This window comes from Sporomusa rhizae, from assembly GCF_041428845.1.
Classification (GTDB): domain Bacteria; phylum Bacillota; class Negativicutes; order Sporomusales; family Sporomusaceae; genus Sporomusa; species Sporomusa rhizae.
This window is the reverse complement of record NZ_CP156925.1, coordinates 288,369-311,712: the sequence shown is the minus strand read 5'-3', so window position 1 is coordinate 311,712 and position 23,344 is coordinate 288,369. Positions and strand designations below refer to the sequence as shown.

21 protein-coding genes are annotated in these 23,344 nt (G+C 44.3%); 3 read left to right on the top strand and 18 right to left on the bottom strand.

Translation table 11 applies throughout. The features are described 5' to 3' along the window. Positions 1-49 precede the first annotated feature (49 nt). The gene (locus SRRS_RS01290) at positions 50-1,849 is read right to left on the bottom strand and encodes an Eco57I restriction-modification methylase domain-containing protein (protein WP_371365517.1); all 1,800 of its coding nucleotides are present in this window, start codon (positions 1,847-1,849) and stop codon (positions 50-52) included. A 201-nt stretch (positions 1,850-2,050) separates the two neighbouring features. Continuing rightward, positions 2,051-2,932: a sporulation peptidase YabG gene (gene yabG / locus SRRS_RS01285; protein ID WP_371365515.1), complete on the bottom strand. Its 882-nt coding sequence runs from the start codon at positions 2,930-2,932 to the stop codon at positions 2,051-2,053. Between the two features lie 179 nt (positions 2,933-3,111). Between yabG and SRRS_RS01280 the strand changes: the two genes are divergently transcribed. Beyond that, positions 3,112-3,912: a glycosyltransferase family 2 protein gene (locus SRRS_RS01280; protein WP_371365513.1), complete on the top strand. Its 801-nt coding sequence runs from the start codon at positions 3,112-3,114 to the stop codon at positions 3,910-3,912. Positions 3,913-3,998: 86 nt separating this feature from the next. Here the strand turns inward: SRRS_RS01280 and rsmA are convergent, their stop codons facing one another. From rsmA to metG, 7 genes are all read right to left on the bottom strand, one after another. Continuing rightward, positions 3,999-4,862 carry a 16S rRNA (adenine(1518)-N(6)/adenine(1519)-N(6))-dimethyltransferase RsmA gene (gene rsmA, locus SRRS_RS01275; protein ID WP_371365511.1) on the bottom strand — a complete coding sequence of 288 codons (864 nt, stop codon included), beginning with the start codon at positions 4,860-4,862 and terminating at the stop codon, positions 3,999-4,001. Next, positions 4,852-5,433, bottom strand: a complete 582-nt coding sequence (rnmV, locus tag SRRS_RS01270; protein WP_371365509.1) for a ribonuclease M5 — start codon at positions 5,431-5,433, stop codon at positions 4,852-4,854. Before rnmV ends, rsmA begins: the two co-directional genes overlap by 11 nt. A 510-nt stretch (positions 5,434-5,943) precedes the next feature. After that, the gene (locus SRRS_RS01265; RefSeq protein ID WP_371365507.1) at positions 5,944-6,273 is read right to left on the bottom strand and encodes a DUF2628 domain-containing protein; all 330 of its coding nucleotides are present in this window, start codon (positions 6,271-6,273) and stop codon (positions 5,944-5,946) included. Positions 6,274-6,426: 153 nt separating this feature from the next. Continuing rightward, positions 6,427-8,136, bottom strand: coding sequence for an ABC transporter ATP-binding protein/permease (locus tag SRRS_RS01260; protein ID WP_371369691.1), 1,710 nt, complete (start codon positions 8,134-8,136; stop codon positions 6,427-6,429). A gap of 238 nt (positions 8,137-8,374) precedes the next feature. Next, positions 8,375-9,361 (bottom strand): 3D domain-containing protein, encoded by a 987-nt coding sequence (locus SRRS_RS01255; protein ID WP_371365505.1) that lies wholly within the window; start codon positions 9,359-9,361, stop codon positions 8,375-8,377. A gap of 283 nt (positions 9,362-9,644) precedes the next feature. Then, positions 9,645-10,412, bottom strand: coding sequence for a TatD family hydrolase (locus SRRS_RS01250; protein ID WP_371365503.1), 768 nt, complete (start codon positions 10,410-10,412; stop codon positions 9,645-9,647). A gap of 1 nt (position 10,413) precedes the next feature. Further along, a complete protein-coding gene (gene metG, locus SRRS_RS01245; RefSeq protein ID WP_371365501.1) occupies positions 10,414-12,351 on the bottom strand; it encodes a methionine--tRNA ligase in 1,938 nt (645 codons plus the stop codon). A 293-nt stretch (positions 12,352-12,644) separates the two neighbouring features. On the opposite strand from metG, the gene SRRS_RS01240 reads away from it, so the two are divergent. Next, the gene (locus SRRS_RS01240) at positions 12,645-12,893 is read left to right on the top strand and encodes an AbrB/MazE/SpoVT family DNA-binding domain-containing protein (RefSeq protein WP_371365499.1); all 249 of its coding nucleotides are present in this window, start codon (positions 12,645-12,647) and stop codon (positions 12,891-12,893) included. Between the two features lies 1 nt (position 12,894). Here SRRS_RS01240 and rsmI read toward each other — a convergent pair whose 3' ends face one another. The 8 genes from rsmI to SRRS_RS01200 form a co-directional block, all read right to left on the bottom strand. Next, positions 12,895-13,782, bottom strand: a complete 888-nt coding sequence (gene rsmI / locus SRRS_RS01235; RefSeq protein WP_371369689.1) for a 16S rRNA (cytidine(1402)-2'-O)-methyltransferase — start codon at positions 13,780-13,782, stop codon at positions 12,895-12,897. After that, entirely contained in the window at positions 13,766-14,506 is a 741-nt protein-coding gene (locus SRRS_RS01230; protein WP_371365497.1) for a tRNA1(Val) (adenine(37)-N6)-methyltransferase, read from the bottom strand. Before SRRS_RS01230 ends, rsmI begins: the two co-directional genes overlap by 17 nt. Continuing rightward, positions 14,506-15,315, bottom strand: coding sequence for a stage 0 sporulation family protein (locus SRRS_RS01225; RefSeq protein WP_371365495.1), 810 nt, complete (start codon positions 15,313-15,315; stop codon positions 14,506-14,508). Before SRRS_RS01225 ends, SRRS_RS01230 begins: the two co-directional genes overlap by 1 nt. Then, positions 15,309-16,316: a DNA polymerase III subunit delta' gene (gene holB / locus SRRS_RS01220; RefSeq protein ID WP_371365494.1), complete on the bottom strand. Its 1,008-nt coding sequence runs from the start codon at positions 16,314-16,316 to the stop codon at positions 15,309-15,311. Before holB ends, SRRS_RS01225 begins: the two co-directional genes overlap by 7 nt. After that, positions 16,316-16,768, bottom strand: a complete 453-nt coding sequence (locus tag SRRS_RS01215) for a YaaR family protein (protein ID WP_371365492.1) — start codon at positions 16,766-16,768, stop codon at positions 16,316-16,318. The genes holB and SRRS_RS01215 overlap by 1 nt, the downstream gene beginning before the upstream one ends. A gap of 154 nt (positions 16,769-16,922) precedes the next feature. Then, positions 16,923-17,600 (bottom strand): dTMP kinase, encoded by a 678-nt coding sequence (locus SRRS_RS01210; protein WP_371365490.1) that lies wholly within the window; start codon positions 17,598-17,600, stop codon positions 16,923-16,925. Between the two features lie 10 nt (positions 17,601-17,610). Beyond that, complete coding sequence (locus SRRS_RS01205) at positions 17,611-19,080, bottom strand: aminotransferase class I/II-fold pyridoxal phosphate-dependent enzyme (RefSeq protein ID WP_371365488.1); 1,470 nt, start codon at positions 19,078-19,080, stop codon at positions 17,611-17,613. Positions 19,081-19,227: 147 nt separating this feature from the next. Then, positions 19,228-20,373, bottom strand: coding sequence for a glycerate kinase (locus SRRS_RS01200; protein ID WP_371365486.1), 1,146 nt, complete (start codon positions 20,371-20,373; stop codon positions 19,228-19,230). 216 nt (positions 20,374-20,589) lie between these two features. Between SRRS_RS01200 and SRRS_RS01195 the strand changes: the two genes are divergently transcribed. Continuing rightward, positions 20,590-21,756, top strand: coding sequence for a CdaR family transcriptional regulator (locus SRRS_RS01195; RefSeq protein ID WP_371365484.1), 1,167 nt, complete (start codon positions 20,590-20,592; stop codon positions 21,754-21,756). A gap of 176 nt (positions 21,757-21,932) precedes the next feature. Here the strand turns inward: SRRS_RS01195 and SRRS_RS01190 are convergent, their stop codons facing one another. Next, entirely contained in the window at positions 21,933-23,273 is a 1,341-nt protein-coding gene (locus SRRS_RS01190; protein WP_371365482.1) for a gluconate:H+ symporter, read from the bottom strand. Positions 23,274-23,344 lie beyond the last annotated feature (71 nt).

The following is a 23,344-nucleotide window of genomic DNA, read 5'->3' as shown; positions in this document are numbered from 1 at the left end:
GAATTTAAAGGCAACTTCTCTCAGTGCAAAACAAAAAGCAATGAGGACGTCAGTCACGACGTCCTCGTTGCCTTTTGTTTGTCATAATTAATATCGATTCACCCTGTTTATCGGCTTGTTCGATATGTTCAATATCACTTTCCGTCAACCCGTAGATTCGGTACACCAGCCAATTCAATTCTTTATATGTTCGCTTAAACTCTGCAAACAACTCCCCACTAGTCTTCGGTGCCTCTGTTTGACGGTACAGCCTGCAACTAAGCCTTTCCAGATGCTCTCCTAGTTTAATCAGACTGTCCCCGTACTGATAATCAATTATTAGCGGCATCTTTTCCACTGTTTCAATATCTACTTGAGCCATGGATCGCCCTTTTTCCAGCGTCACTGTTTGATAGTAAAAATTCATCATCCGAGAGTTAAGAATACACACTAAATACTCCAGACTAGCTTGCTTTTTTACTATTGCCAGAGAGTGTATATTATTCAAATGATACAAACCAGACCGATCAACGGCCGCAACCAACCTGTCACCTGTTTGCCTTAGGAAAATTTTAGGGATAGCCATAACTTCAGCATCCCAACCGCCTTTGTTTAATTTAGCCGGATTAACATCTAGCCAGTCACCTTGATAGATAAGTGCAAACGGAAGTACTTGAGAAGAAGATACTAATCCTTGCCGCCAGGATTCACTGTGCTTACTTTTGCTTTTTATATCGGCTTGAGTAGTAAGCGAGCGCATCCCTGTCCGTATTTTAGTAAATTCTTTGAAGGAATATGGTGCTTGTTCTATTTTGTCAATAATGGCTTTATCCCTGGGGTGAAAAAATAATCTAAACCGCTTGTATACCTGTTGGGAAAAGTATTCTTGCTTATATTGATAGGCTGCAACCGATGCGGCTCTACTATTTAGTTTATTTGCTGTAACTGTGGCAGCATCAGAACTTAGTCCAGCTTGTTTTTTTTGTAATACTGTAATTACGGGAATACCTACCATTACGCCACCAAATACGGGGCTGTCAATTAGGGTAAGTTCTTTAATATCACAAACCGCCAGCATATACTCACGGATCTTGGAGTAATATCGTCCCAATAGATAACTGTCAGGTGTTATAAAGCCAAGATATCCCCCCGGCTTCAGCGCCGCAATGCCTCGCTCAAAAAACAAGGCATAGTAACTGAGTTTATATTGTGCGGAGTGCGGATAATGGGCTCTTAAATATTGAGCCTGAACGGCAGGCATTTTGCTGACACGATTCAAGCCAAAGCTTATGTACGGCGGATTCCCAATAATATAATTATATTTTTGCGACCAAAAGGCAGCAAGCATCCCTGTAGCGTTGTCCTTACTATTTATAAGGTTAATTTCCTCTTCCCATTTAATTAAGCTATCACAAATAACTAAATTAGGCTTAACTCCGTCGGGCAATTGCTCCTGACCTTTTTCCTTAAGGCGGGTTTGAGCTTTCTCAACAGCCCAGGAATCCATATCTGCACCATACAAACAATGGCAAATAATATGATAGGGTAGATTTTCCTGACACCAATAGGAGTAACCGTCAAGGGAAGCTTCTGTCTCTCCATACTTAATGATATATTGTTGTTCGGCATATTGCCGCTGTAAAGCCGACAACTTGTCCGTAAACTTAGCCAGTAATAACTCATACGCCGCCACCAAAAAATTGCCGGTGCCACAGGCCGGATCGAGAATTTTGGGATTTGGTTCGTCTACTACATCATGTTTTGCCAAAGTCTGCTTAAGAATGTAGTCGACAATATGGATGGGTGTGTAAAAAACGCCAGCAGCTTTACGGTCAGCACGGTTGGAGTTGTACTCACTATTTTTTTGCACACTTGCCTCCCAGAAGGAAAATTATTACTATAAGGCGTAATTCGCCGAAACTTTATGGTTCCCTGTCAGAAGATAACAATTATATTTAAGAAGACGCGGTTCGCACCGATTACCTAATAGGCAAAAATCACTCTACCCGGCAATTAGATTAAAGCACTGACCATGAAAGAAAAATACGCCCACACGCGGGCGTATTGGTATCTATTTTATCGGTGTCTTGGGCATACCCAGCCGGAATTTTCCCCTGGTCTCTAATCCGCCTACACCATCTACACCGGTCACTGATGCCGTAATCGCATCACTTACGTCTACCGTTTTATTAATGGGAGTAAAAGCTACTTTTTCTGCAATAAACACCGGATCGTAGGCATGAATGAAGATACGGTTAGGCGAACTGGCGAAGTTTGCTCCTGAGGCCAGAATGGCTTCAAAATGGGATTGGCATGCCCCGGCAAATATAACTAAGTCATCGCGGGAGGGTTCATAAATCCGGGCCTTTTTTACTGCTGCAACAAAATGCTTGGAATTCCGGTAGTTATTAATATCATTTATATCCTTTTTCCCATGACCAGCAAGAGCATCATGCCCGGTAAGTACAAGAATATCCGGCCGCACCTCATGTAATAAATCCGCAATAGCATCGGCTTGTTTGGATTCTTCAACCCAACGGCCAACAGCTTCAATGTTCAGTTGGCTGTATGTCTTTAAACACATGTTGAGATATTCATCATCGCCATCTAAATGTAAGACCCGGCCGGGTACATCAAAAAAAGTAAATTTTTTTGTAGCTTCAGAACGCCTTAATTCAACCTGTTCCCGCTCACGGCTGCGCCGCATCATAACCCGCCGCATGGTATCATTGTGCATACTTTCCATGCGAACAACTTCATTACGCAAATGTTCCGCTTCAATCCGCTGCAGGTCATCAATCGGCGAATCAGCCATTAATCTGAGATGTAATCCTTTTAATACACAATGTGTTTGTTGAGTTTCATCAACAAATATATCAACAACTTTAAATACAATATCACCGCCATGAGACTTCCTGATCACCAGGTCGCCTACTCCAATGTCCACATTCATTCCCTCCCTTAGCTAGCGCCTATAACTATTACATACTACGTAGCGCCCAGCCAAAGTGCTACAAAATTATCCCTGTCGTGTGGCAAATGAGTTACCCTTACTATATACTATAGTGAGCCCCCCGTGAGGCCGCTTTACCCAATGATCCTAACACGCACTCTTACTCCGAGGTGATGGACGTGATTTGCGTGGTCGTTCCGGCCAAAAATGAGGGGGGGCGCATTACCACCGTATTGCAGAATTTGGGAACTTTGCCTGTCGATCATATCATCTTAGTGGCTAATGGCTCCAAAGACAGCACAATGCGCGAGGCTTTAGCAATGCGTCTCCCCAAGCTGCAGATTGTTTACTTCCATGAGGGTTTAGGAATTGACACTCCCCGCGCCATTGGCGCTAAAGTGGCGTTGGCTCTTGGCAGCGATGTCATCGCCTTTGTAGACGGAGACATGGTAGGCACCTTTAACGAAAATTTGATGGAACTGATTGACGGTGTGCTATTGAAGCATTTAGACATGGCTCTGACCAACTGCTATCCTTCTCCACCGCGCCATATCGAAAGATATAACCCTACGTTTCAGTGGCGGCTTAATCTCAATAAAGAGCTGGGGCTTGATAAAAAAATCAGTTTAGCCAGCCCAGCCCACGGTCCTCATGCTGTATCCCGCCGTCTCCTAGAAACAATTCCGCTACGAGAACTTGCTATCCCTCCTGTAACTATGGCGCTTGCCCGCATGCATAAACTGAAAATAGATGTTGCAACAACTATTCCTCACTACCGTTTGGGTTCATCGGTAAAAAATCAGATTCACACCAATAAAATTATTGATACCATTGTCGGTGACTGCCTCGAAGCCATTGCCGCTTTCCATGATCAGACTCGAAACCGCCAATGGCAAAACAAAACGTACTTAGGGTATCATGTTGACCGCCGGTTTGATTTATTAGAAATGTTTTTAAACGAAAAGCCCTGCTCAAAATGAGCAGGGCTTTCTCAATGACGTTTAGCCGGCGACTTAGCTTCAGGTAGGGTTAAAACCCTGCCTGAAGCTAAGTCTACATTATGAAATTAATGGGCGTTTGTCAGGTTTGTCCAGGCATTAGCAATAGCTGCAAATTCGTCAAGAGACAATTGCTCACCACGTCGCATGCCGTCAACATTAGCTTCTGTCAATACTTGTTCAAGAATTTCCTTATCAAGTCCACCGGCCTTTAAGGCATTAGCCAGCGTTTTCCGCCGCTGAGCAAACGCGGCTTTGACTACGCGAAAGAACATTCTTTCACTGGCTACCTGCACCGGTGGCGTAGTTCGTACTGTACAACGGATTACAGCCGATTCTACGGCAGGGGACGGAATAAAGGCTTTCGGCGGCACAATAAACATTATTTCCGGCTCAGTATAATACTGAACAGCCACCGACAATGCGCCATAGTCTTTGCCGCCTGGTTTAGCCACCATTCGTTCAGCGACTTCTTTCTGCACCATAGTTACCAGTAATTCGACAGGCAGGTGTTCCTCCAGGAATTTCATGATAATGGGTGTCGTAATATAATAGGGTAGATTTGCGACGAGTTTGTATTTTTCTTTGTTTATTTCCCGGGAAATGTCAATTTTTAAAATGTCGCCATGCACAACTTTGACATTATCATACCCTTCCAGCGTTTTAGCGAGTACATCTAACAAGCGGCGGTCAAGTTCTACTGCCGTAACGTCAGCACCCGCTTCGGCCAACCCCTGCGTCAACGTACCAATTCCCGGGCCAATTTCCAATACGGCATCCCCTTGGCTGACTTTAGCCGCCGATACGATCCCCTCGACGACATTGCCGTCTATCAGGAAGTTTTGGCCTAATTTCTTACTCATATGAATGCCAAAAGTTTTTAATATATGTAAGGTTACGTCTTTTTGCGCAATACGCGGCTTAATGGCCATAATGCGTTTCCTCCACAGCACCAGCTTGAACTCCATCAGTCTCTAAGCTCTTGATCGCTTCTTCAAATTCTTCACGGGTAACACCATAATTATTAAGGCGATATAAAAAGCCCTTAGCATTAGAATACCCGATTCCCAGCTTTTCGCCGACAACTGCCCTGCGAACAGTAGCATCCGGTACACCCGTTAATCTCGCAACAATAATATCCTGCCAGCTAAACTCATTCGACGGCTGCCAGTCCTGCAGCCGAACCTTGCTAAGCGCATCCCTTATCGCCGCCGGTGATGCCTGCTCAATACCGATATCATTGTTGGCATTAGCCAGCGCTCTGGGAACAAACGCATGCTTAGCCTCCGGGAACCGCTGAGTTAAGTATTTTCGAATCCGTTCCCCAGCACTGTCAGGATCGGTCAGGATAATAATCCCGCGCTTTTTATAAGCATCATCAATACGGCTAATAGTACGAGGCAACAGGTTAAAGCCTTCGGTCGCAATGCACTCAGCATCCACGGCCCGTCGAACAGCGACAATATCCTGTTTCCCCTCTACGACAATTACTTCCTTAATCATTTCGCACTCCAAAATTCATTATCAATAGGCAATATGAATATATTACCACAATTGTCAGGTTTTTATCTAGCTTTTTTATAAGAAAACCACCTTACGGCAATTTTCTTTGTCTTAGAAGTTTCCATCGACTGGTCCCGTCAATAGTTTGCCTTTTTGTTATTCTACAACTATCAGAAACAGTCATGTAAATCACTAACTCCCCCGTATCGCGTTAAAGCTTTGCATGCGGGTGGTGTGTTGGCAAAAGCGGAAGTCAAGCGCCATCGGTGGAGCGTTGTCAATACACCACCCGCATGCGCCTTCAAATTTCTTATTGCCAAAAACCATCATTAACTCACAAACTAGGGTTTACAAAAATTTCTTCAATAAGACCTGCTGCCACACATCCGATTACATTTATTATCAAAACAATACCTACTCCAACCCAGCTCACATTACCCATTTTTACCATTTCCGCTTCTTGGCTTTCAATTGTTGAGTACTTCGATTTTATATTGGCTATTTTTTTATTCACGTGCTTGTAATACAATTATTCCCGCAGGCGCCTAATAAGATTAATACTCCAATATTTATACTTTGACGCAAATTAATTGCAGTAAATGTTTCTATAAGATTAATTATTAACGACAATCCGGCTATTATCAGTGCATGTAAATACATTTTCCTATATCCTAGCCAAAAAAAACCTCCTAAACAACTAGACCAATTCCATCCCGCACTTTTATTAGGATCTTCGGACGCTTTCCATTTTTGTAAATAATAATCGGCATTCTTACCAACAAACAATCTAATTTGAGAATCATCAAGTCCCTGAACTGCATCTGATTTATCATTATCCATAATTGCCCTCCCAACTTCCAAGTAATCCACATATTTTACATTACATTCCAATATATCGTTTTGTCAACGCAAAACGTCTCTCAAATTGTCCATGCTCATTGGACAAAACTGCTCATGTATATAAAAAACCACCTCCCGGCGGTTTTCTAACTCCTATAAATTAAGCACATTCCAACAGCCGTTCCCATCAATGGTCAACTTCTTCTTATGATGGCAGGTAAGTGTTCCTCTGTGACCTACGCTGATTATTACTGTACCTGGCAGTCGCTCGCGCAGCAGGGTATAAAACGCACGCTCGGCCGGTTCATCCATAGCTGAAGTTGCTTCATCCATGAACAACCATTTAGGCTTTTGAATAAGCGCCCGGGCAAAAGCAATACGCTGTTGTTCACCTAACGACAAAACGTGTGACCAGTCTTCTAGTCGGTTAAGGTTTCCCCTTAACCAATCTAACTTACACAGAGCCATAGCGGCACCGATTTCTTCATCGGTTACTTGCCGTTTGGAACCAGGGTAGAGCAATACCTCCCGTAACGTCCCTAACGGTAAATAGGATTTCTGCGGCAAAAACAGGAAGTCCTTTTTCTGAGGTACCGCCATAGTCCCCTGAGCATACGGCCATAAGCCGGCCAGGGTCCTTAGCAACGTACTTTTACCGCTGCCGGAAGGGCCGGCTACCAGTAAGGATTCACCGCTAGACAGAGACAAACTAAGATTTGACAATAGCGGGCGTCCCCCTGGCAAGCAGACACTAAGACCAGAAACAACCAGCTGTTGCGCCTCGGTCATTTCAACTTTGGCACCGATTCCAGATAATTCTCCTACTTTATGCATATTGCGGACAAAACCGGTAAGCCGTTCTACCACCGACTTCCATTCGGCCAGCAAGGGATAGCTATCAACAAAGAAAGATAAAGCATCCTGCACCTTGCCAAACGCCGACATTGTCTGCAGTAAGCCGCCTAGTTGCATCTCTTTGGCAAAATAACGGGGGGCGGCAACCAGGACAGGAAAAATGATAGCTATTTGTCCATACCCGGACGTAAACCAAGTCAATTGTTTCTGCCGTTTCATAAATTTTCGGAAGTTATCAACAACACAGGCGAATCTGCCCAAAAACAATTTTTCTTCCCGGGATTCCCCGCTGTAAAAAGCAATGCTTTCGCAGTTTTCCCTTAGCCGGACCAAACTAAAACGGAAATCAGCCTCATACCGCTGTTGATCAAAATTTATTTTTATTAACGGCTTGCCAATTTTATGAGTTAGCCAAGTTCCTATTACAGCATAAAAAATGGCAACCCACACCATATATCCAGAAATATCCACCTGCATGCTGCCAAACGGTATTGTGAGTATACCTGACAGCTGCCACAGAATAGCTACAAATGCAGCTAAAGTAGCAATTGCTTTTAATAGACCCATCGACAGCCTAAGCGTATAGTTGGTAAATAGCTGCAAATCCTCACTAATCCGCTGATCGGGGTTGTCGGTATTATTATCAACAAGCAGAAGCCGGTAATAGGTTTGGTTTTGCAGCCAATTAACCAGATACTTTTTTGTCAGCCAGCGACGCCATTTTATCTCCAGCTTTTGCTGAAGATATAGCTCATATACGGCTACAATAATAAAAATAGCAGCCAAAATGCTGAATTCGCCTAAAGCGCTGGAAAACTCCTCTTTGTCAAGGTTTTGCAGAGCGTTATAAAAACGATTATACCATATATTAAATAGCACCAATAAATAAACATGTGCCAGATTAAGCGTCACAATTACCGCAGTTAACCCCCATGCCTGTCCCTTTTCTTCAGAGCACCAATACTCGCGGATAAGCTGCCAACTGTCTTTGAGAAAGGCACAGTTCATACCAGACAATAGCACCAGTCCTTTCGTTTACTAATGGTAAAATTTGTAATTTATATATTCGATGTAACTTGGGCTATCCCTTCCGACAAAAGAAAATATCAGTCTTGCCTCAGGAGACTGAAGAAATTACTGCTTGCATCAGGCCTTCCCAACAACAGTAGCATGTTCCTTTAATACAGGCGAAAAGTTAATTTTGTCTAGAAATAGAAAATAGCAGGGTCTAAAACCCTGCTATTTTCTACTCTAAAACATAAACTTTTACTGTCCGGCGGCCAAATCGCCAAGCTTCACTTGAGCTTTCTACACATAAGTCAATCTTGTCGCCAACAATGGCGCCGCCTGTATCTGCTGCCAGTGCTAATCCATAGCCAGGTATAAATACACGAGTACCGAGCGGAATAACATCTGGGTCAACGGCAACAATTCCGTGCCGGGCTGCGATACCAGTGGCCGTCAGCCCTTGGGCTGAGCCATCGGTAGGCAGATAAGCAGTTGCTTCCATGTAGTGGATATTCCGGAAGCGCATGGCACCCCGTGAAGTATCAACGGTATCCCTTGTGCCTACCCGGATAATCTGCGGTTTGGAGCTTACGGCTACAATTTCTGAAAGTACATCTGTGGAAACTTTAATACCATCTTCAAACTTTACGCGTACAGTGGCTTTTTTGAGACCATTTTCCCCGGCCTGCATAGTTTCCTCCACCCCTTTTTCCAAAGTAGAATCAGGTTGGCGGACAACTTGGTACAAATCGGGAAGTTCCTGTTCTTCAATTTTTTCACTCAGCGTAACAGCTCTGATGTTCATGCCGGCAACCGGCCTGGCATCATCTCCTGGTATTAATTTTACTTTTTCCTGAGGTATTCCTAGTTGATCGGCAACTTCGCGCACGGTCGGTTTGCCAGTAATCAAATTCATGGTTTTACCCTGATAGATTACAGACACCGGTACGGCACGAAATACTTCGATGACGGTACCGTTATCAACACTAGGTGTTGATAACCTGATTTCATCATCAGAGCCAATCGTAATTCCTGCATTATTTAAAATTCTATGAGGAGTCTTGTACAGGGTATTTACAGTGTATTTTTGACCATCTGCCATAATATGTACTTTCTTGTATGCCCAAACAAATCCGGTTGCCAGCAGTGATGCCAGTAGTAATGCGATAATCAGCACTACTTTGCTTTGCCTGTATTTTACCAATACAGACTTTCCATCACTCATGAGTAACCCCCTTTCTGTGAGCCCTGAAATTATAACATAACATGGTTTTTAAGTCAAATCACGACAACTTTTCAACCATATTTAACCCACCTATTACCAGGAGTATTACCATTTTCTGGTAAAATTATACCAAAATAAAAATTCGGTGAATATTACTATTGTAAAATATTCACCGAAATTCCAAATTATTCCTGCTTGTATGCTTTTTATTTTTATTTTTCTATAAGGTAGACTAACCTTCAGGTGGAATTAAACCCCACCTGAAGGTTAGTCATTGGATAAATCAGCCTAAAATCCCAAACAGACGCTTGGTATTTGCGGTTGCCGCTTCTGCTAGCGCCTCAAAATCCATTCCGCGAACCCGCGCTACTTCTTCTGCCGTAAACTTTACATGCGTCGGTTCATTGCGGCGTCCCCGGTACGGCTGCGGCGTCAAGTAAGGGCAGTCTGTTTCTACTAATATCCGTTCCAGCGGAACAGAAGCTGCCACTTCCTTGAGTTTACCATCTTTTGCATAGGTAACCGGTCCGGCAAAAGAAACATAAAAACCAATCTTAATTACTTCTTTTGCCATTTCCGAACTTCCGGAAAAACAATGCAGCACCCCAGTCAAACCTTTCGCTTCCTTTTTAAGGATTGTCATAACATCTCCATGGGCATCCCGGTCATGAATAATAATGGGTTTACCCATTTGGCGTGCCACATCAATATGGCGAACGAATACCTGCTGTTGAACGTCACGTGGTGACATATCGTAATAATAATCAAGGCCAATTTCGCCGATAGCCACTACTTTAGCCAGCGAGCTCCAAACAGCCAACTGTTCGTAATCATGGTCCTTGGCCTCTTTGGCATCATGCGGATGGATACCGACAGCTGCATAAACCATATCATGCTCTTGGGCTAAGGTAATCGACCGGGCTGACGATTCCATACAGGCACCCGCATTTAAAATACCCACAAGCCCGGCTTCAGCCGCCCGTTTTATAACTTCATTCCTGTCCTCGTCAAACCGGCTATCGTCGACATGGGCATGCGAATCAAATAGCATATTACTTCACCTTACTGCCTGGAGGCATATCGGCAGTAACCAATTGCAATTTATCATCACAAGACGCAGCAAGTACCATACCACGGGATTCTATGCCCCGGATTTTTGCAGGTTTCAAGTTAACTACCATAACAACGTTTTGGCCAACAAGTTGTTCCGGCTCATAGTGTTTTGCAATACCAGAGATGATCGTCCGTTGTTCATTGCCCAAATCTACAGTTAACAGCAGAAGTTTATCAGCCTTTTTCACCTTTTCGGCAGCCAACACTTTGGCTACTCTCAGATCCACTTTGGCAAATTCATCGATGGTGATTTCAGGTGTTGCCGGTGTTTCTTCAACCGGAGCCTGCGGCGCAGGAGCAGTTGTTGTTTCGACCGGCTTGGTTTCAGCCTGATTAGCTGACTGTTCTTCAATCCGCGGGAAGATAGGCTCAGGTTTGCCAACAACCGTACCGGCCGGCAAACGACCCCAAGCCTGGGCTTCTCCTAATGTTATGCTGGCAAAGTCAGTTTTTAGACCAAGCTGCTGCCATATTTTCGCGGCAGTAACCGGCATAAAGGGCGAAATCAGGATAGCTGTCATTCTTAGCACCTCGGCTAAATTGTACAGCACGGTATTCAAACGGCTTTTTTTCGCCGGGTCTTTAGCCAATGCCCACGGACCGGTTTCATCAATATATTTGTTGGTACGTCCAATGAGCGCCCATACTTCTTTGAGGGCCACATTTATATCCTGATGCTCCATATGTTTTTCATATTGGGCAGCAGTAGTACGGGCAAGTTCAATAAGCTCCTGGTCAATAGCCTCAGTTTCACCCGAAGCTTCGATTACACCATTATTAAAGCGGCCAATCATGCTCAAGCTGCGGTGCAGCAAGTTGCCCAGATCATTGGCTAAATCAGCATTAATCCGGTTAATCAACGCATCGCGCGAGAAATTGCCGTCAAGACCCAGGGTAATTTCCCGTAGCAGGAAGTACCGGATGGCGTCAGGGCCAAATTCGTCAATAAGGGCTACCGGATCAATTACATTGCCTTTGGATTTGGACATCTTGTCGCCCTCGACTACCAGCCAGCCATGTCCGTATACCATTTTCGGCAGTTCCAGACCCAGAGCCATCAGGATAACCGGCCAAATGATCGAATGGAAGCGAACAATTTCTTTACCTACTAAATGAATATCGGCAGGCCAATATTTGTCGAATTTTTCTCGGTCGTTAAGATAACCGGCGGCTGTTATGTAATTGGTTAACGCGTCAAACCAAACGTAAACAACATGCTTAGTGTCAAATGGAACCGGGATACCCCAATCAAAAGTCGTACGCGACACGCATAAATCTTCCAAACCGCCTTTAATGAAATTAATCATCTCATTACGACGAGAGGTTGGCTGAATAAATTCAGGGTTTTCTTCTATATATTTGAGTAAACGATCCTGGTATTTGGACATACGGAAGAAATAACTTTCTTCCTTAACTATTTCTACAGGACGTCCGCAGTCCGGGCATTTACCGTCAGTAAGCTGGCGTTCAAGCCAGAAAGTCTCACAGGGTGTGCAATACCAACCTTCATATTCGGCCTTATAAATATCGCCCTGATCGAAAATCTTCTGAAATACTGCTTGTACTAATTCATAGTGCCTGGCTTCAGTAGTACGGATAAAGTCGTCATTAGAGATATTGAGTTTCTCCCATAAATGTTGGAAGGAAGCAACAATCTTATCAACATATGCTTGCGGCGTTGTTTTGTTTTCTTCCGCCTTGCGCTGAATCTTTTGTCCATGTTCGTCAGAGCCTGTCAGAAAAAATACGTCAAAGCCGGCCATCCTTTTGTAGCGGGCAATAGTGTCGGCAACAGTAGTACAATATGCATGACCTATATGCAACCGGTCACTGGGGTAGTATATGGGCGTGGTAATATAAAAAGGTTTTTTCGACATAATGTCCTCCTTTATTTAACTTTTTATTTGTATTTTACCAATTATAGATATTGGCAAAATCAATGTCAATAGTTGTATTTTTCGACATAAAGTAGTATTATATGACAAGTAATAGTAAATTTATGCAAGCTAAATTCATTTTTTTTAAAAAAATATTCATATTTGTAAAAAACTGGGTTGACATGCTTTGTAATATTTGGTATTATTTAGTTGAGCGGGTTTTGTCGAATCTTGTTTGATTGGATACTTTTCGAAAATAATTTATTATGTATATGTAGGAAGGGGAAAAAAAAATGAAATCAACTGGTATTGTACGCAAAGTGGACGAGCTGGGTAGGGTAGTTATTCCTATCGAATTACGCCGCACTCTGGATATCGAAGAAAAAGATGCTTTGGAAATCTATGTCGACAGCGACCGTATCATTCTCCGGAAATATGAGCCAGCTTGCGTTTTCTGCGGCAATGCTGCTGATGTAACCAACTTCAAAGGCAAAAACGTATGCAAAGACTGTCTGGACTCCATGGGTCAACGCGCTGTATAATTTAATTTAAGTTACTTTCGAGAATAGTTTGGTAAACCTGTCTTTTAGGTAAACCTTTTTGAGACGCCACTTCACGGATGGCGTCTTTTTTATTTACCCCCCGGCTTATGAGTTCTGCCACAGCTTGTACAATGTCAAGCCCGACCAGACTATCAGCTTCCTGAACCGTCTCTATATCACCATGGCTACCTGCTACAATCAGAGTAAACTCACCACGCGGCTGGTTTTCGACAAAATGTTGTATGACAGTTGTTAAACTTCCCCTTATAAACTCCTCAAACTTCTTGGTCAATTCTCTGGCAGCTACCGCCGGACGATCCCCAAAAACATTGGTAATCTCGTCTAAGGTATTGCGTACCCGGTGAGGAGCTTCATAGAACACCATAGTATAAGGATGTTTAGCCAGTTTGGCCAGCAGTTCCCGCCGGTGTTTATTGGTTTTTGGCAGAAATCCAACAAAAGTAAACATAGTGGTATCCAAACCGGACGCAATCAGTCCTGTAAGGGCCGCGTTTGCGCCAGGCAGCGGCACAACCGGGATATTTTCCTCAATCGCCAGACGGACTAAATCCATACCAGGATCTGATATGCCAGGCATACCGGCATCGCTTACTAAGGCTATATTATCCCCGCGTAAGAGCCGGTTAATAATCCCCGGGCCGCGTTCTGCCTTATTATGTTCATGATAACTAATCAGCGGAGCATGAATATCAAAATGATTGAGAAGTTTGATGGTATGCCTAGTATCTTCGGCAGCAATGGCTGCCGCTTCTTTTAAAATCCGCACCGTTCGGAAAGTCATATCCTCCAGATTTCCGAGCGGTGTTGGGCATAAAAACAATGTACCTGGCTGCGTCACAGAATCACCTGTCCTACTTATAAAGCTCATTAATATCTTCACTATACTTTCCATCTGTAGTATATACAATTAATGGCGGCAATACATCTATTCCCGGATTTGCCCCACGTACCCCTTCAATCAGTACCATGTTGGGCTTCTTGTTTACAGCCGGATAGACAAACTGCAACCGTTTGGGTTCAATTCCTGCCTGACACATAGCCACTGATATCTCGGCCAGTCGTTCTGGCAGATGTACCATGGCAAACCGGCCGCGGTACTTAACAAGGTATTTGGCTGCAGCTACAACCTCTGCTAAATTTGCCGTCAATTCATGCCGCGCCACGGCCACCTTATCGTTAGGGTTTATGTAACCGCCTCCCACTGGCCGGTAAGGCGGATTAGAAACAATTAATTCAATACTGCCGCTTGGCATATATTCTTTAACCTGACGCAAGTCTCCATTAAGAATAGTAAACTTGTCCTCTAGACCATTTAAGCGCGCCGAACGGCGCGCCATGTCGGCCATATCGGAATTTATTTCCAAGCCGGTAACGGTACCAGCACCTCTTGCCAAGAGCAGCAGACCAATCACTCCTGTGCCGGTTCCAAGATCGGCTACTGTACTCCCTGGACGCACACTGGCAAAATGAGCCAGGAGAACCGCATCCAGGGAAAAACAGAACTGGTCAGGGTGCTGAATAAGTTTTAAACCGTTAATGATTAGATCATCTATACGTTCCCCAGATTTTAGCGTTAATTCTCCTGGTTCCATTATTCCTTTTCCACTACTTCATCCCAAGGAATAATCAACGTCTTTCCTTCTGCCAAACTAATCGTTGCTGTCCGCTTCTGCTGGTTAATGGAAATTACCTTACCTTCACCATCTATGGTAATAACTTCTTTACCCACAGTAGGCGGTGCAATCTTTTTGGCACAACATCCACCATAACAGTCATTTTCATATTTGAGACAGCACATCAGCCGCCCGCAAATACCGGAAATTTTAGTTGGATTGAGTGATAAATTCTGGTCTTTGGCCATACGAATGGACACAGGTTCAAAATCACCCAGGAAAGTAGCACAGCACAGTGAACGGCCGCAGCAGCCAATACCATTCATTAGTTTAGCTTCGTCCCGTACACCAATTTGCCTAAGTTCAATTCGGGTGCGAAATACACTTGCCAAATCCTTCACTAGTTCACGAAAGTCAATCCGACCTTCGGCGGTAAAGTAAAAGATAATTTTATTAACATCAAAGGTGTACTCTACATCCACTAAATTCATTGGCAGCCCATGGGTCTGGATTTTTTGTTCACAGATTTTGAAAGCTTCTTTTTCCTTCTTCCGGTTGTCTTTGACCTTTTCCTCATCTTCGGTCGTGGCGAGCCGCAGCACAGGTTTAAGCGGGGCAACAATTTGACTTTCTGCTACCTCGCGCGGACCAATAACTACATCGCCGAACTCAAGCCCTCTTGCAGTTTCCACAATCACATGGTCATCCGCTTTAATATCCAACCCGCCTGGATCAAAATAATATATTTTACCCGCCTTTTTAAAGCGGATACCTACTACTGTCAGCATACTAAATCTCCTTTTTCCGGCATATCTCTTAATTTTATTAATAGTTCTTCGATCGCTAATCGTGTATTGGCATTACCGCCAATGGCACGAATGGTATCTTTGACAGCAGTTATGGCCGCCAAGCTGCGCCCCTCTGACCAGTCTGGCGCCCACTTAGCGAGTTGCTGCCCAAGATCAATATTATATATTAGTTGTTGACTATAGCCACCGGCTATCATTAGTACATCACGAAACAAATACAAAAAAAAGTCCATCGTGGTTAACAGTTCTTTAGTTTCCAGACTATCTAGTTTGGTAGCCTGATCCCAAACTGCTGTCATATCTTTGTTTTGGAGACTATCGAAAAGATGTACAGCCATATCCCGGGCGGCTAGTCCTTGGGGTTCCAACAGGGTTAGCGCCCTTCCCATCCTTCCACCGCTCAAACGGGCAGCCACCATGGCCGCCTCCGGGTTAAAACCTTTATTAACAAGTGCCAGCTCCAGTTCTTCGACAGGAAGCGGATGAAACCGAATTTGACGGCATCGGGATAAGATTGTTGGTAACAGCGGCTTTAAAGTTCCTGCCACCAAAATAAAAACAAAACCGGGAGGCGGCTCTTCCAATAATTTGAGCAAGCTATTAGCCGCCTGAACAGTCATAAGCTCAGCATCTTCAATAAGACACACCCGCCCAGGACTAACAGAAGGAGCCAAGGACGCGAAATGCTGCACCGCACGAATCTGGTCAATTTTAATGGCCGCTCCGTCCGGGCGAATCAAGGTAAAGTCGGGATGGGCGCTGCGGTCGTACAGCAAACAAGACTGACACTGCCCACAGGGTTTACTGTGGTTGTCGGTACATAAAATGCCGCCTGCTAATAGTTGAGCCGTCAAACTTTTCCCAATACCTGCCGGTCCGGTAAATAGTAAGGCATGCGGCAGCTTGCCGCTGGACAGCATAGCTTTACACAGGCTGACGGCATTCGGCTGGCCAATAATATTATTCCACTGCATAACCATTAGGTGTACAAGTCAACTAACATACCGCGAACCGCATCATGCTTAGACATAATCGACAACTGCCGTTCTTGTCCAACCCGCACATCTTCCGTCATTTCCGCCAGCTTTTCGTCAATTTTCCTAATGGTAGTGAACATTTTCTGGCGTCCATGTCGATCCCATCCGCCACGGGATTCTACAGTATACATGCGGGAAACGGCCTCACCGATAAATTTGCGTACATATTCCCGGTAGGTCTTGAGCTCACTGTAGGTCGGCATATGGGACAACTTCTGGCCACTTTCGTCGATTTTTGCCAGGTATTCCTGTAAACGTTCTGTGTACTGGCTATCCTGACTTCGCCTTAGGTCAGCGGCAAAAAAATCGCCGGATTTTTCGACCTTATTACCAGGTTCGCGGTCTGGCAATAACGGTTGACTACTCAAGCCAAAACCATTTACTTTCATGCTCATCTAATTTATCCTCCTGCCTTCTAATTCCAGGGCAGATAACATTCCTTCTTATCCCTTAAATTATATATGTTTTCTTTGAAATAATCAAATATTTGGCAAATATAGTATCGAATAAAAACTCACAAATAATAAGAAAATCATCGACAGATTTTTATTAAACTCTGCCGATGACTTTAATTGCTATTTGATAAAGTTCCTCGTGAATGTCTTCAATACTCTTTATCTGCCGGTCAAAGGCACAATTCACCTTGTGCCAGCCAAACTTCTCCGCTACTTCACAAGCATTGGTAAAACAATGCGCTAAATACTCACTGTTTTGCTCATGAATGTCTTTGCCATTGCCTGCCTTATTTTCCCGCCCACGCATTAGCTCCAAGCTGATGTCCGGCGGCATAGCCAAGAAAAATACTTTATCCGGAACAGGTAACCCGCACTTGGTAAACTCAAAATCCCACAGCCATTCTAAGTACTTTTCTTTCTCGACCGTATCCTTAATTTTGGCAGCTTGATGAATCATATTGGAAGTAGTATACCTATCGGCAATAACAATACCGCCGTTTAGATAAAAATCTTCCCAATCTTTTTTATAGGAAGCAATCCTGTCGACCGCGTAGAAAGTCGAAGCTGCATAAGCATTAACATCTTCCGGTTGGCTGCCAAAATCGCCGTTTAAATACATCTTAACTAACGCCGAGGACTGGCTCTGGTAATTGGGATAATCCACCTTACGCACATTTAATCCTTCAGCGGTTAGCCTGGCTACCAGCTTGCCGGTTTGAGTAGCCTTGCCGCTACCATCTGTACCTTCAATAACAATTAATTTACCGCGCATGCCGCCTCCGTTAATCCACTACTTTAATAGTATTGAGTAAATAGTCTTCCGGGCCGGAAATATGCATGTCAGCACTTTGCAAAACATGACAATAATCAATAATTTCCTGCGTGATTTTTTCTCCCGGGCACAGTATCGGAATACCTGGTGGATAGAAGGTAACAATTTCGGCGCAGGTCATGCCTGCAGCGTCATTAAAGGGCACCATACACGTATTGCCAAACAAGGCATCACGCGGCGATCTAACCTGCTCAGGCGGCGTAGGATATTTACCTGCCTCATAAATCCTGCTGATGGCGGAGAAATCACGGGTGCCTTGGTGGCTTGCCGCCAAATCCCGCAAGGCAGACACTAGCGCCTCCACTTCCCGTTCACTGTCTCCCAAGGTTATCAGGAAGAGAATATTATAGACATCAGATAGTTCTACCTGAATTTTATATTTTTGCCGCAGTATCCGTTCGGCTTCTGCTCCTTTTAGCCCCAATCCCTTTACAGTAACGGTAACTTTAGTCGCATCTATGCTATGTACACCAGGATTACCCAATTTTTCTTCACCAAAACAATACAATCCCGGAATCTTGTTTATTTCTATCCGTGCTTTGTTGGCTAAATCAACTGCCTGCTCAATAAGTTCCCGCCCTTGGGTAGCCATTTGCATTCTGGCGACATCCAGAGAAGCCAGCAGGATGTAATTAGGACTTGTCGATTGTACCAGTTGCAGCATAGCTTTAAGTCGTGGCACCCTTATCTGGCCTTCCCGACAATGTACCAGCGAGCATTGAGTAAGAGCCCCGATAATTTTATGAGTACTCTGGGCGACAATATCGGCTCCGGCATCTAAAGCCTGTACCGGCAACCGGTCTGAAAACTTAAGATGCGGTCCATGGGCTTCATCAACTACAACAGGAATATTATAGTTATGGACAATATCAACAATTTTTTTAAGGTCGGTAGCTACTCCATAATAGGTGGGGTTAATAATAAGCACACCTTTGGCATCAGGATGCTGCTGTAATGTCCTGGCAACAGTTTCCGGGGTAACCCCCATAGCCAGTCCCAACTCGTTATCGACTTCCGGTTGCATAAAGACCGGGATAGCCCCGCTTAAAATTATGCCGCCGATAATTGACCTATGGGCATTGCGCGGCACAATAACCTTATCTCCGGGACCGGCAATTGTAAGAATCATGGCATAAATGCCACCGGTTGTACCGTTAACGACAAAATAGCTATGGTCGGCGCCATAAAGATCAGCTGCCAAGTCTTGTGCAGCCTTAATCGGCCCGTGCGGTTCATGCAAATCATCTAACTCATACATAAGCGCCAAATCCAACGCTAACGTGTCACGCGGCACAACATCGGCAAATACCTGATGCATGCCTTTACCCATTTTGTGTCCGGGTGTATGAAAAGGAATTACTTTGTCATGTACATATGTATTCATAGCTGCCAGTAATGGCACTTTGGTCTGATCTAGCACGCCGCCACCACCTTTACATTATTCACTTAGTATTCCCTTGTAGACTGTAAATATTTTAGCACACGCTTCCCCTTGGTACAAGATTCCAGAAGAAATAAGCTGACATTAATTACAAATGTCAGCTTGCAAAATCTATACGGTTATTCCTTACCTTTTCATTTTCATCCCTATCCTGATTACCTGACAAATACGAGTAGTTCCTTGTTCGATTAGTTCAGCAGCGTTTGTTATACATTCTTCCAAAGACATCGGTTGCGGAATTATGCTGGCAGCAGCGTCAATTCCCTGCGCAAACACATCCTCATAACCTTGCCCCAAACCGCCTGACAGACAAAGTACCGGCACATCATACGCTTTTGCTATCCTTGCTACACCTACCGGCGCTTTACCAAAGGCGGTCTGAAAATCGGTTCGCCCCTCACCGGTAATTACTAATTGAGCCTGTTTGACTAATCCTGCAAAACCTGTTGTTTCCAAAACAATTTCCACACCCGGACGCAGCTGAGCATTGGTGAAAAATAAGAGTCCGGCACCCAATCCACCGGCAGCTCCTGCACCAGGATTATTAGCAATATCCTTACCTGTAGCTATTTTAGCTACTTCGGCAAAATGCCGTAAATTGTCATCCAATTCCTTAATGATTTCGGGTGTCGCGCCTTTCTGAGGACCATAAACTGCCGAGGCCCCTTTTGGACCGCATAGAGGATTATCGACGTCGCAGGCAACCAGAATTACCGTCTCGGTCAGCCGCGAATCCATTTCGCTAAGTTCAATGCGGGCTAAAAGGTTAAGCACCCCGCCGCCATAGGCTAGCTCCTTTCCGGCTGCGTCGAGGAATTTTATCCCCAGCGCCTGTGCCATACCTACACCACCATCATTGGTAGCACTACCACCAATACCGATAATAATTTTTCGCAAACCCCGATCAAGTGCCGCCTTTATCAGTTCGCCTGTCCCGTAAGTGGTAGTCAGACGCGGATCGCGTTTTTCTGCAGGCACAAGGGGCAAGCCGGACGCCGCAGCCATTTCAATTACGGCAGTTTCACCGTCGCCCAATATGCCCCAGCAGGCTTTAATTTTGTCTCCCAACGGCCCCGTTACGTCTTTATAAACGATTTCCCCACCGGTCGCCATAACCAAGGCCTCAACTGTGCCCTCGCCGCCATCGGCTATAGGCACTTTTATTACCTCCGCTTCCGGAAATACCCTTTTGATCCCCTTCTCCATGGCGTTAGCAACACCAATCGCCGATACACTTCCCTTATAGGAATCAGGAGCAACTACAATTCGCATAAAAATCCCCCCAATTTTTCTATTATCAACATTACTTCTACGATTACGATTCATCTTCTTCTACCTAAACACTATATACATTGCGATTAAAAATAGCCATAATGGCTCTGTGACGAAATAGCGTATTAGTAAAGTATCTAATGAATAAAACTGAACTATCTTATATAATAAAGTATATATAGCCATTTGGCCATTTCTCTTATGAGGTAAAAAATCATGCTTCTTACCAGCGATTTAGCGCAACAAATCGTAGATAACATTATGCCTATCGCCCAACAAAACATCAACATCATGAACAGTCAAGGATTTATTATCGGCTCCGGTCATAAACACCGGCTGAATACGTTTCACAAAGGAGCCGAAGACGTCATCGCCAGCGGCCAAGTTGTCGAAATTAGTCAGGACGAACTTGCTCTTTACCCTGGCGCGCTTCCCGGCCTCAATATGCCAATAACCTTAAACCAACAGGTTGTGGGTGTTGTCGGAATATCTGGCGACCCTCAGATTGTCAGAAACACAGCTAAAATGGTTAAAATGGTTACCGAGTTAATATTAGAACGCGAACTACTACGCGAAGAATTTCGCTCGCAGTCACAATTGCAGGAGCATTTTGCGGCATTGCTATTATCTGACCAAGCAGCCGGCAACTATGATAAATTGTTTAAAACCGCAAAACTGCTGCAATATCAGCTTGAATTGGCGCGCGTAGTATTAGCGGCAGATGTCAAACCTCTTTTAGAGCAAGCCTTTCATAATTATGGCCCGAGTGACCTTGTTTCGATTAGAACCAAAGAAAACCTGCTCCAGCTAATTTCCGATTCGCCGTCCATAACAGCGCAAGACCTTGTAGTCTTTCTTGAAAATAAATTAGTGATCTTAAAGCACTTTCCTGCCGGCACTACTGAAATAATCCAAAGAGAATGGGCTGCCGACCTTCATCATCTGCTTTATATTGCCAGCAGCCAAACACCGCTGCAAGTGGGACTTGGCAGTCTGGCCCAAGCCTATACCGACCTAAATCAGTCATACCAGGAAGCTCTATTTTCGCTTGCTTGCAGTAAGGGCTCGGCAATAGCCGCTATCTATGATTTTGATATTTTAACAGCTTATCTTATTGGTAAAATCCGTAATACACCGTCCTGCCAACCCCTTAATGAAACTAAAACCAAGCTGGAAAATGGTTTCTCCCGGAAATATGACATGAAAAACACCGTTGTTTGTCTTCTAAATAACCATTTAAACATTAGCAGCACCGCAAAAGCACTGTATGTTCATCGCAATACCCTGTTATTCCGCCTTGAAAAGCTCAGAGAAGCCACAGGACTTGACCCTTGCCGCTACTTAAATCACGCCATACTCTGTAAAATAATTTTTGATGATTAAGCTAAAGAAAACACAGATCCGCCGAGCCTTGGTCAGCAAAGAAACTCGCTTTTGCACATATCCTATTTTAGAAATAGTTGTACTTTCTTAGGATATAGTAAATTTACCAGGATTTTAAAAGAGGAAGTCATCTCCATTACCCGAGATACTCCCTCTTTTATTTTTCTGTTTAGATATTAACCTACTACTTGGGCAATCAGCATAATTCCAGCTAGCCCCAGTACAGCAGCTACTGTCGTAGCCAACGTATACGTCCTGAACATATGCGGCAATGACATTCCGAAATATTCTTTAACAATCCAGAAGCCAGAATCATTTACATGGGAAAAACCAATCGCACCAGCGCCAATTGCTACGGCAATATAGGCGGGATCTATGCCAGGGTATGCCTGAAGCACGGGAGTAATAATACCGGCAGCAGTCATCATGGCAACCGTTGCCGAGCCAACAGAAAACCGCATAATAATTGCGACAATCCAGGCCATAATTAACGGACTCATATGCATACTTGTCAATACTTTGGCAATCTCATTGCCCAAGCCACTGTCAATAAGAACCTTGTTGAAGGCACCGCCGCCGCCGATAACCAACAAAATACCGGCAACAGGTCCAAAACATTGTTCAGTAAAGGCTGTTAATTGATTCATAGTAAAACCGCGGGCAAAACCAAGTGTATAGTAGGCAACAAATACCGAAATGAGCAGTGCGGTAATTGGGTTGCCTACAAAATTCACCAGCGGCATAATGGTCGCATCCTTAGGAACATTAAGCTCAATAATCGTTTTTGACACCATAATTAAGAGCGGTAGTAAAATAGTAAGCAAGGTAATACCAAACGGCGGCAGCTTAGCGTCAAGTGTCCGCTCGCTTTTCGCCAAATGAGCCGGAGGTTTAATATCCACTTTGCCACCGAAAAGATTAATAAAGACCGGGCCAGCCAAAGCAGCCGCCGGAAACCCTACTAGTAAACCATACATAATAACCTTACCCACATCCGCCTTAAGCGACAATGCAATAGCCATTGCGGCCGGATGGGGTGGAACAATACAATGCACAGTCATAAGTGTTACGGCCAAGGGAACACCGATGGCTACCAAAGATAAACCGGTTTCCAGAGCTACACTAAACACAAGCGGAATCAAAAGTACAAAGCCTACCTGGAAAAATACCGGAATACCGGCAACAAAGCCCACAATCATCATGGCCCATTGAGCATTTCTTTGTCCAAGAGCCTCAATCATGGTACGGGCCAGGCGTTCAGCGCCACCCGATACCTCCAGCATCTTACCAAGAATAGTACCCAGACCCAAGATGGTAGCCAAAAAGCCCAGTGTACTTGCCATCCCTGCTTCAATTGACGCACCAATTTTGGCCAGAGGCATCCCGGTAGCAAAACCAACAAACATACAAGAAACGATAAGTGCTAAAAATGCGTGAAGCCGAACTTTCATAATCAGAAAAACAATTAAGCCAATCGCTGCAAATAACACTAACAATAATGCTGCACTACTTCCCATAATATCCTCCTTAGTATTTTCTTCCTCTAGAACCGCCGATTTTCCCGAATCACCGCCCTACCCTTTCGGTT

What these genes read in the sequence shown, in the direction of transcription:
- yabG (WP_371365515.1), bottom strand. Translation starts at nt 2,932, where the DNA reads ATGAATGTGGACATTGGAGTAGGCGACCTGGTGATCAGGAAGTCTCAT.
- rsmA (WP_371365511.1), bottom strand. Translation starts at nt 4,862, where the DNA reads ATGGCCATTAAGCCGCGTATTGCGCAAAAAGACGTAACCTTACATATA.
- rnmV (WP_371365509.1), bottom strand. Translation starts at nt 5,433, where the DNA reads ATGATTAAGGAAGTAATTGTCGTAGAGGGGAAACAGGATATTGTCGCT.
- SRRS_RS01265 (WP_371365507.1), bottom strand. Translation starts at nt 6,273, where the DNA reads ATGGATAATGATAAATCAGATGCAGTTCAGGGACTTGATGATTCTCAA.
- SRRS_RS01260 (WP_371369691.1), bottom strand. Translation starts at nt 8,136, where the DNA reads ATGAACTGTGCCTTTCTCAAAGACAGTTGGCAGCTTATCCGCGAGTAT.
- SRRS_RS01255 (WP_371365505.1), bottom strand. Translation starts at nt 9,361, where the DNA reads ATGAGTGATGGAAAGTCTGTATTGGTAAAATACAGGCAAAGCAAAGTA.
- SRRS_RS01250 (WP_371365503.1), bottom strand. Translation starts at nt 10,412, where the DNA reads ATGCTATTTGATTCGCATGCCCATGTCGACGATAGCCGGTTTGACGAG.
- metG (WP_371365501.1), bottom strand. Translation starts at nt 12,351, where the DNA reads ATGTCGAAAAAACCTTTTTATATTACCACGCCCATATACTACCCCAGT.
- SRRS_RS01240 (WP_371365499.1), top strand. Translation starts at nt 12,645, where the DNA reads ATGAAATCAACTGGTATTGTACGCAAAGTGGACGAGCTGGGTAGGGTA.
- rsmI (WP_371369689.1), bottom strand. Translation starts at nt 13,782, where the DNA reads ATGAGCTTTATAAGTAGGACAGGTGATTCTGTGACGCAGCCAGGTACA.
- SRRS_RS01230 (WP_371365497.1), bottom strand. Translation starts at nt 14,506, where the DNA reads ATGGAACCAGGAGAATTAACGCTAAAATCTGGGGAACGTATAGATGAT.
- SRRS_RS01225 (WP_371365495.1), bottom strand. Translation starts at nt 15,315, where the DNA reads ATGCTGACAGTAGTAGGTATCCGCTTTAAAAAGGCGGGTAAAATATAT.
- holB (WP_371365494.1), bottom strand. Translation starts at nt 16,316, where the DNA reads ATGGTTATGCAGTGGAATAATATTATTGGCCAGCCGAATGCCGTCAGC.
- SRRS_RS01215 (WP_371365492.1), bottom strand. Translation starts at nt 16,768, where the DNA reads ATGAGCATGAAAGTAAATGGTTTTGGCTTGAGTAGTCAACCGTTATTG.
- SRRS_RS01210 (WP_371365490.1), bottom strand. Translation starts at nt 17,600, where the DNA reads ATGCGCGGTAAATTAATTGTTATTGAAGGTACAGATGGTAGCGGCAAG.
- SRRS_RS01200 (WP_371365486.1), bottom strand. Translation starts at nt 20,373, where the DNA reads ATGCGAATTGTAGTTGCTCCTGATTCCTATAAGGGAAGTGTATCGGCG.
- SRRS_RS01195 (WP_371365484.1), top strand. Translation starts at nt 20,590, where the DNA reads ATGCTTCTTACCAGCGATTTAGCGCAACAAATCGTAGATAACATTATG.
- SRRS_RS01190 (WP_371365482.1), bottom strand. Translation starts at nt 23,273, where the DNA reads ATGGGAAGTAGTGCAGCATTATTGTTAGTGTTATTTGCAGCGATTGGC.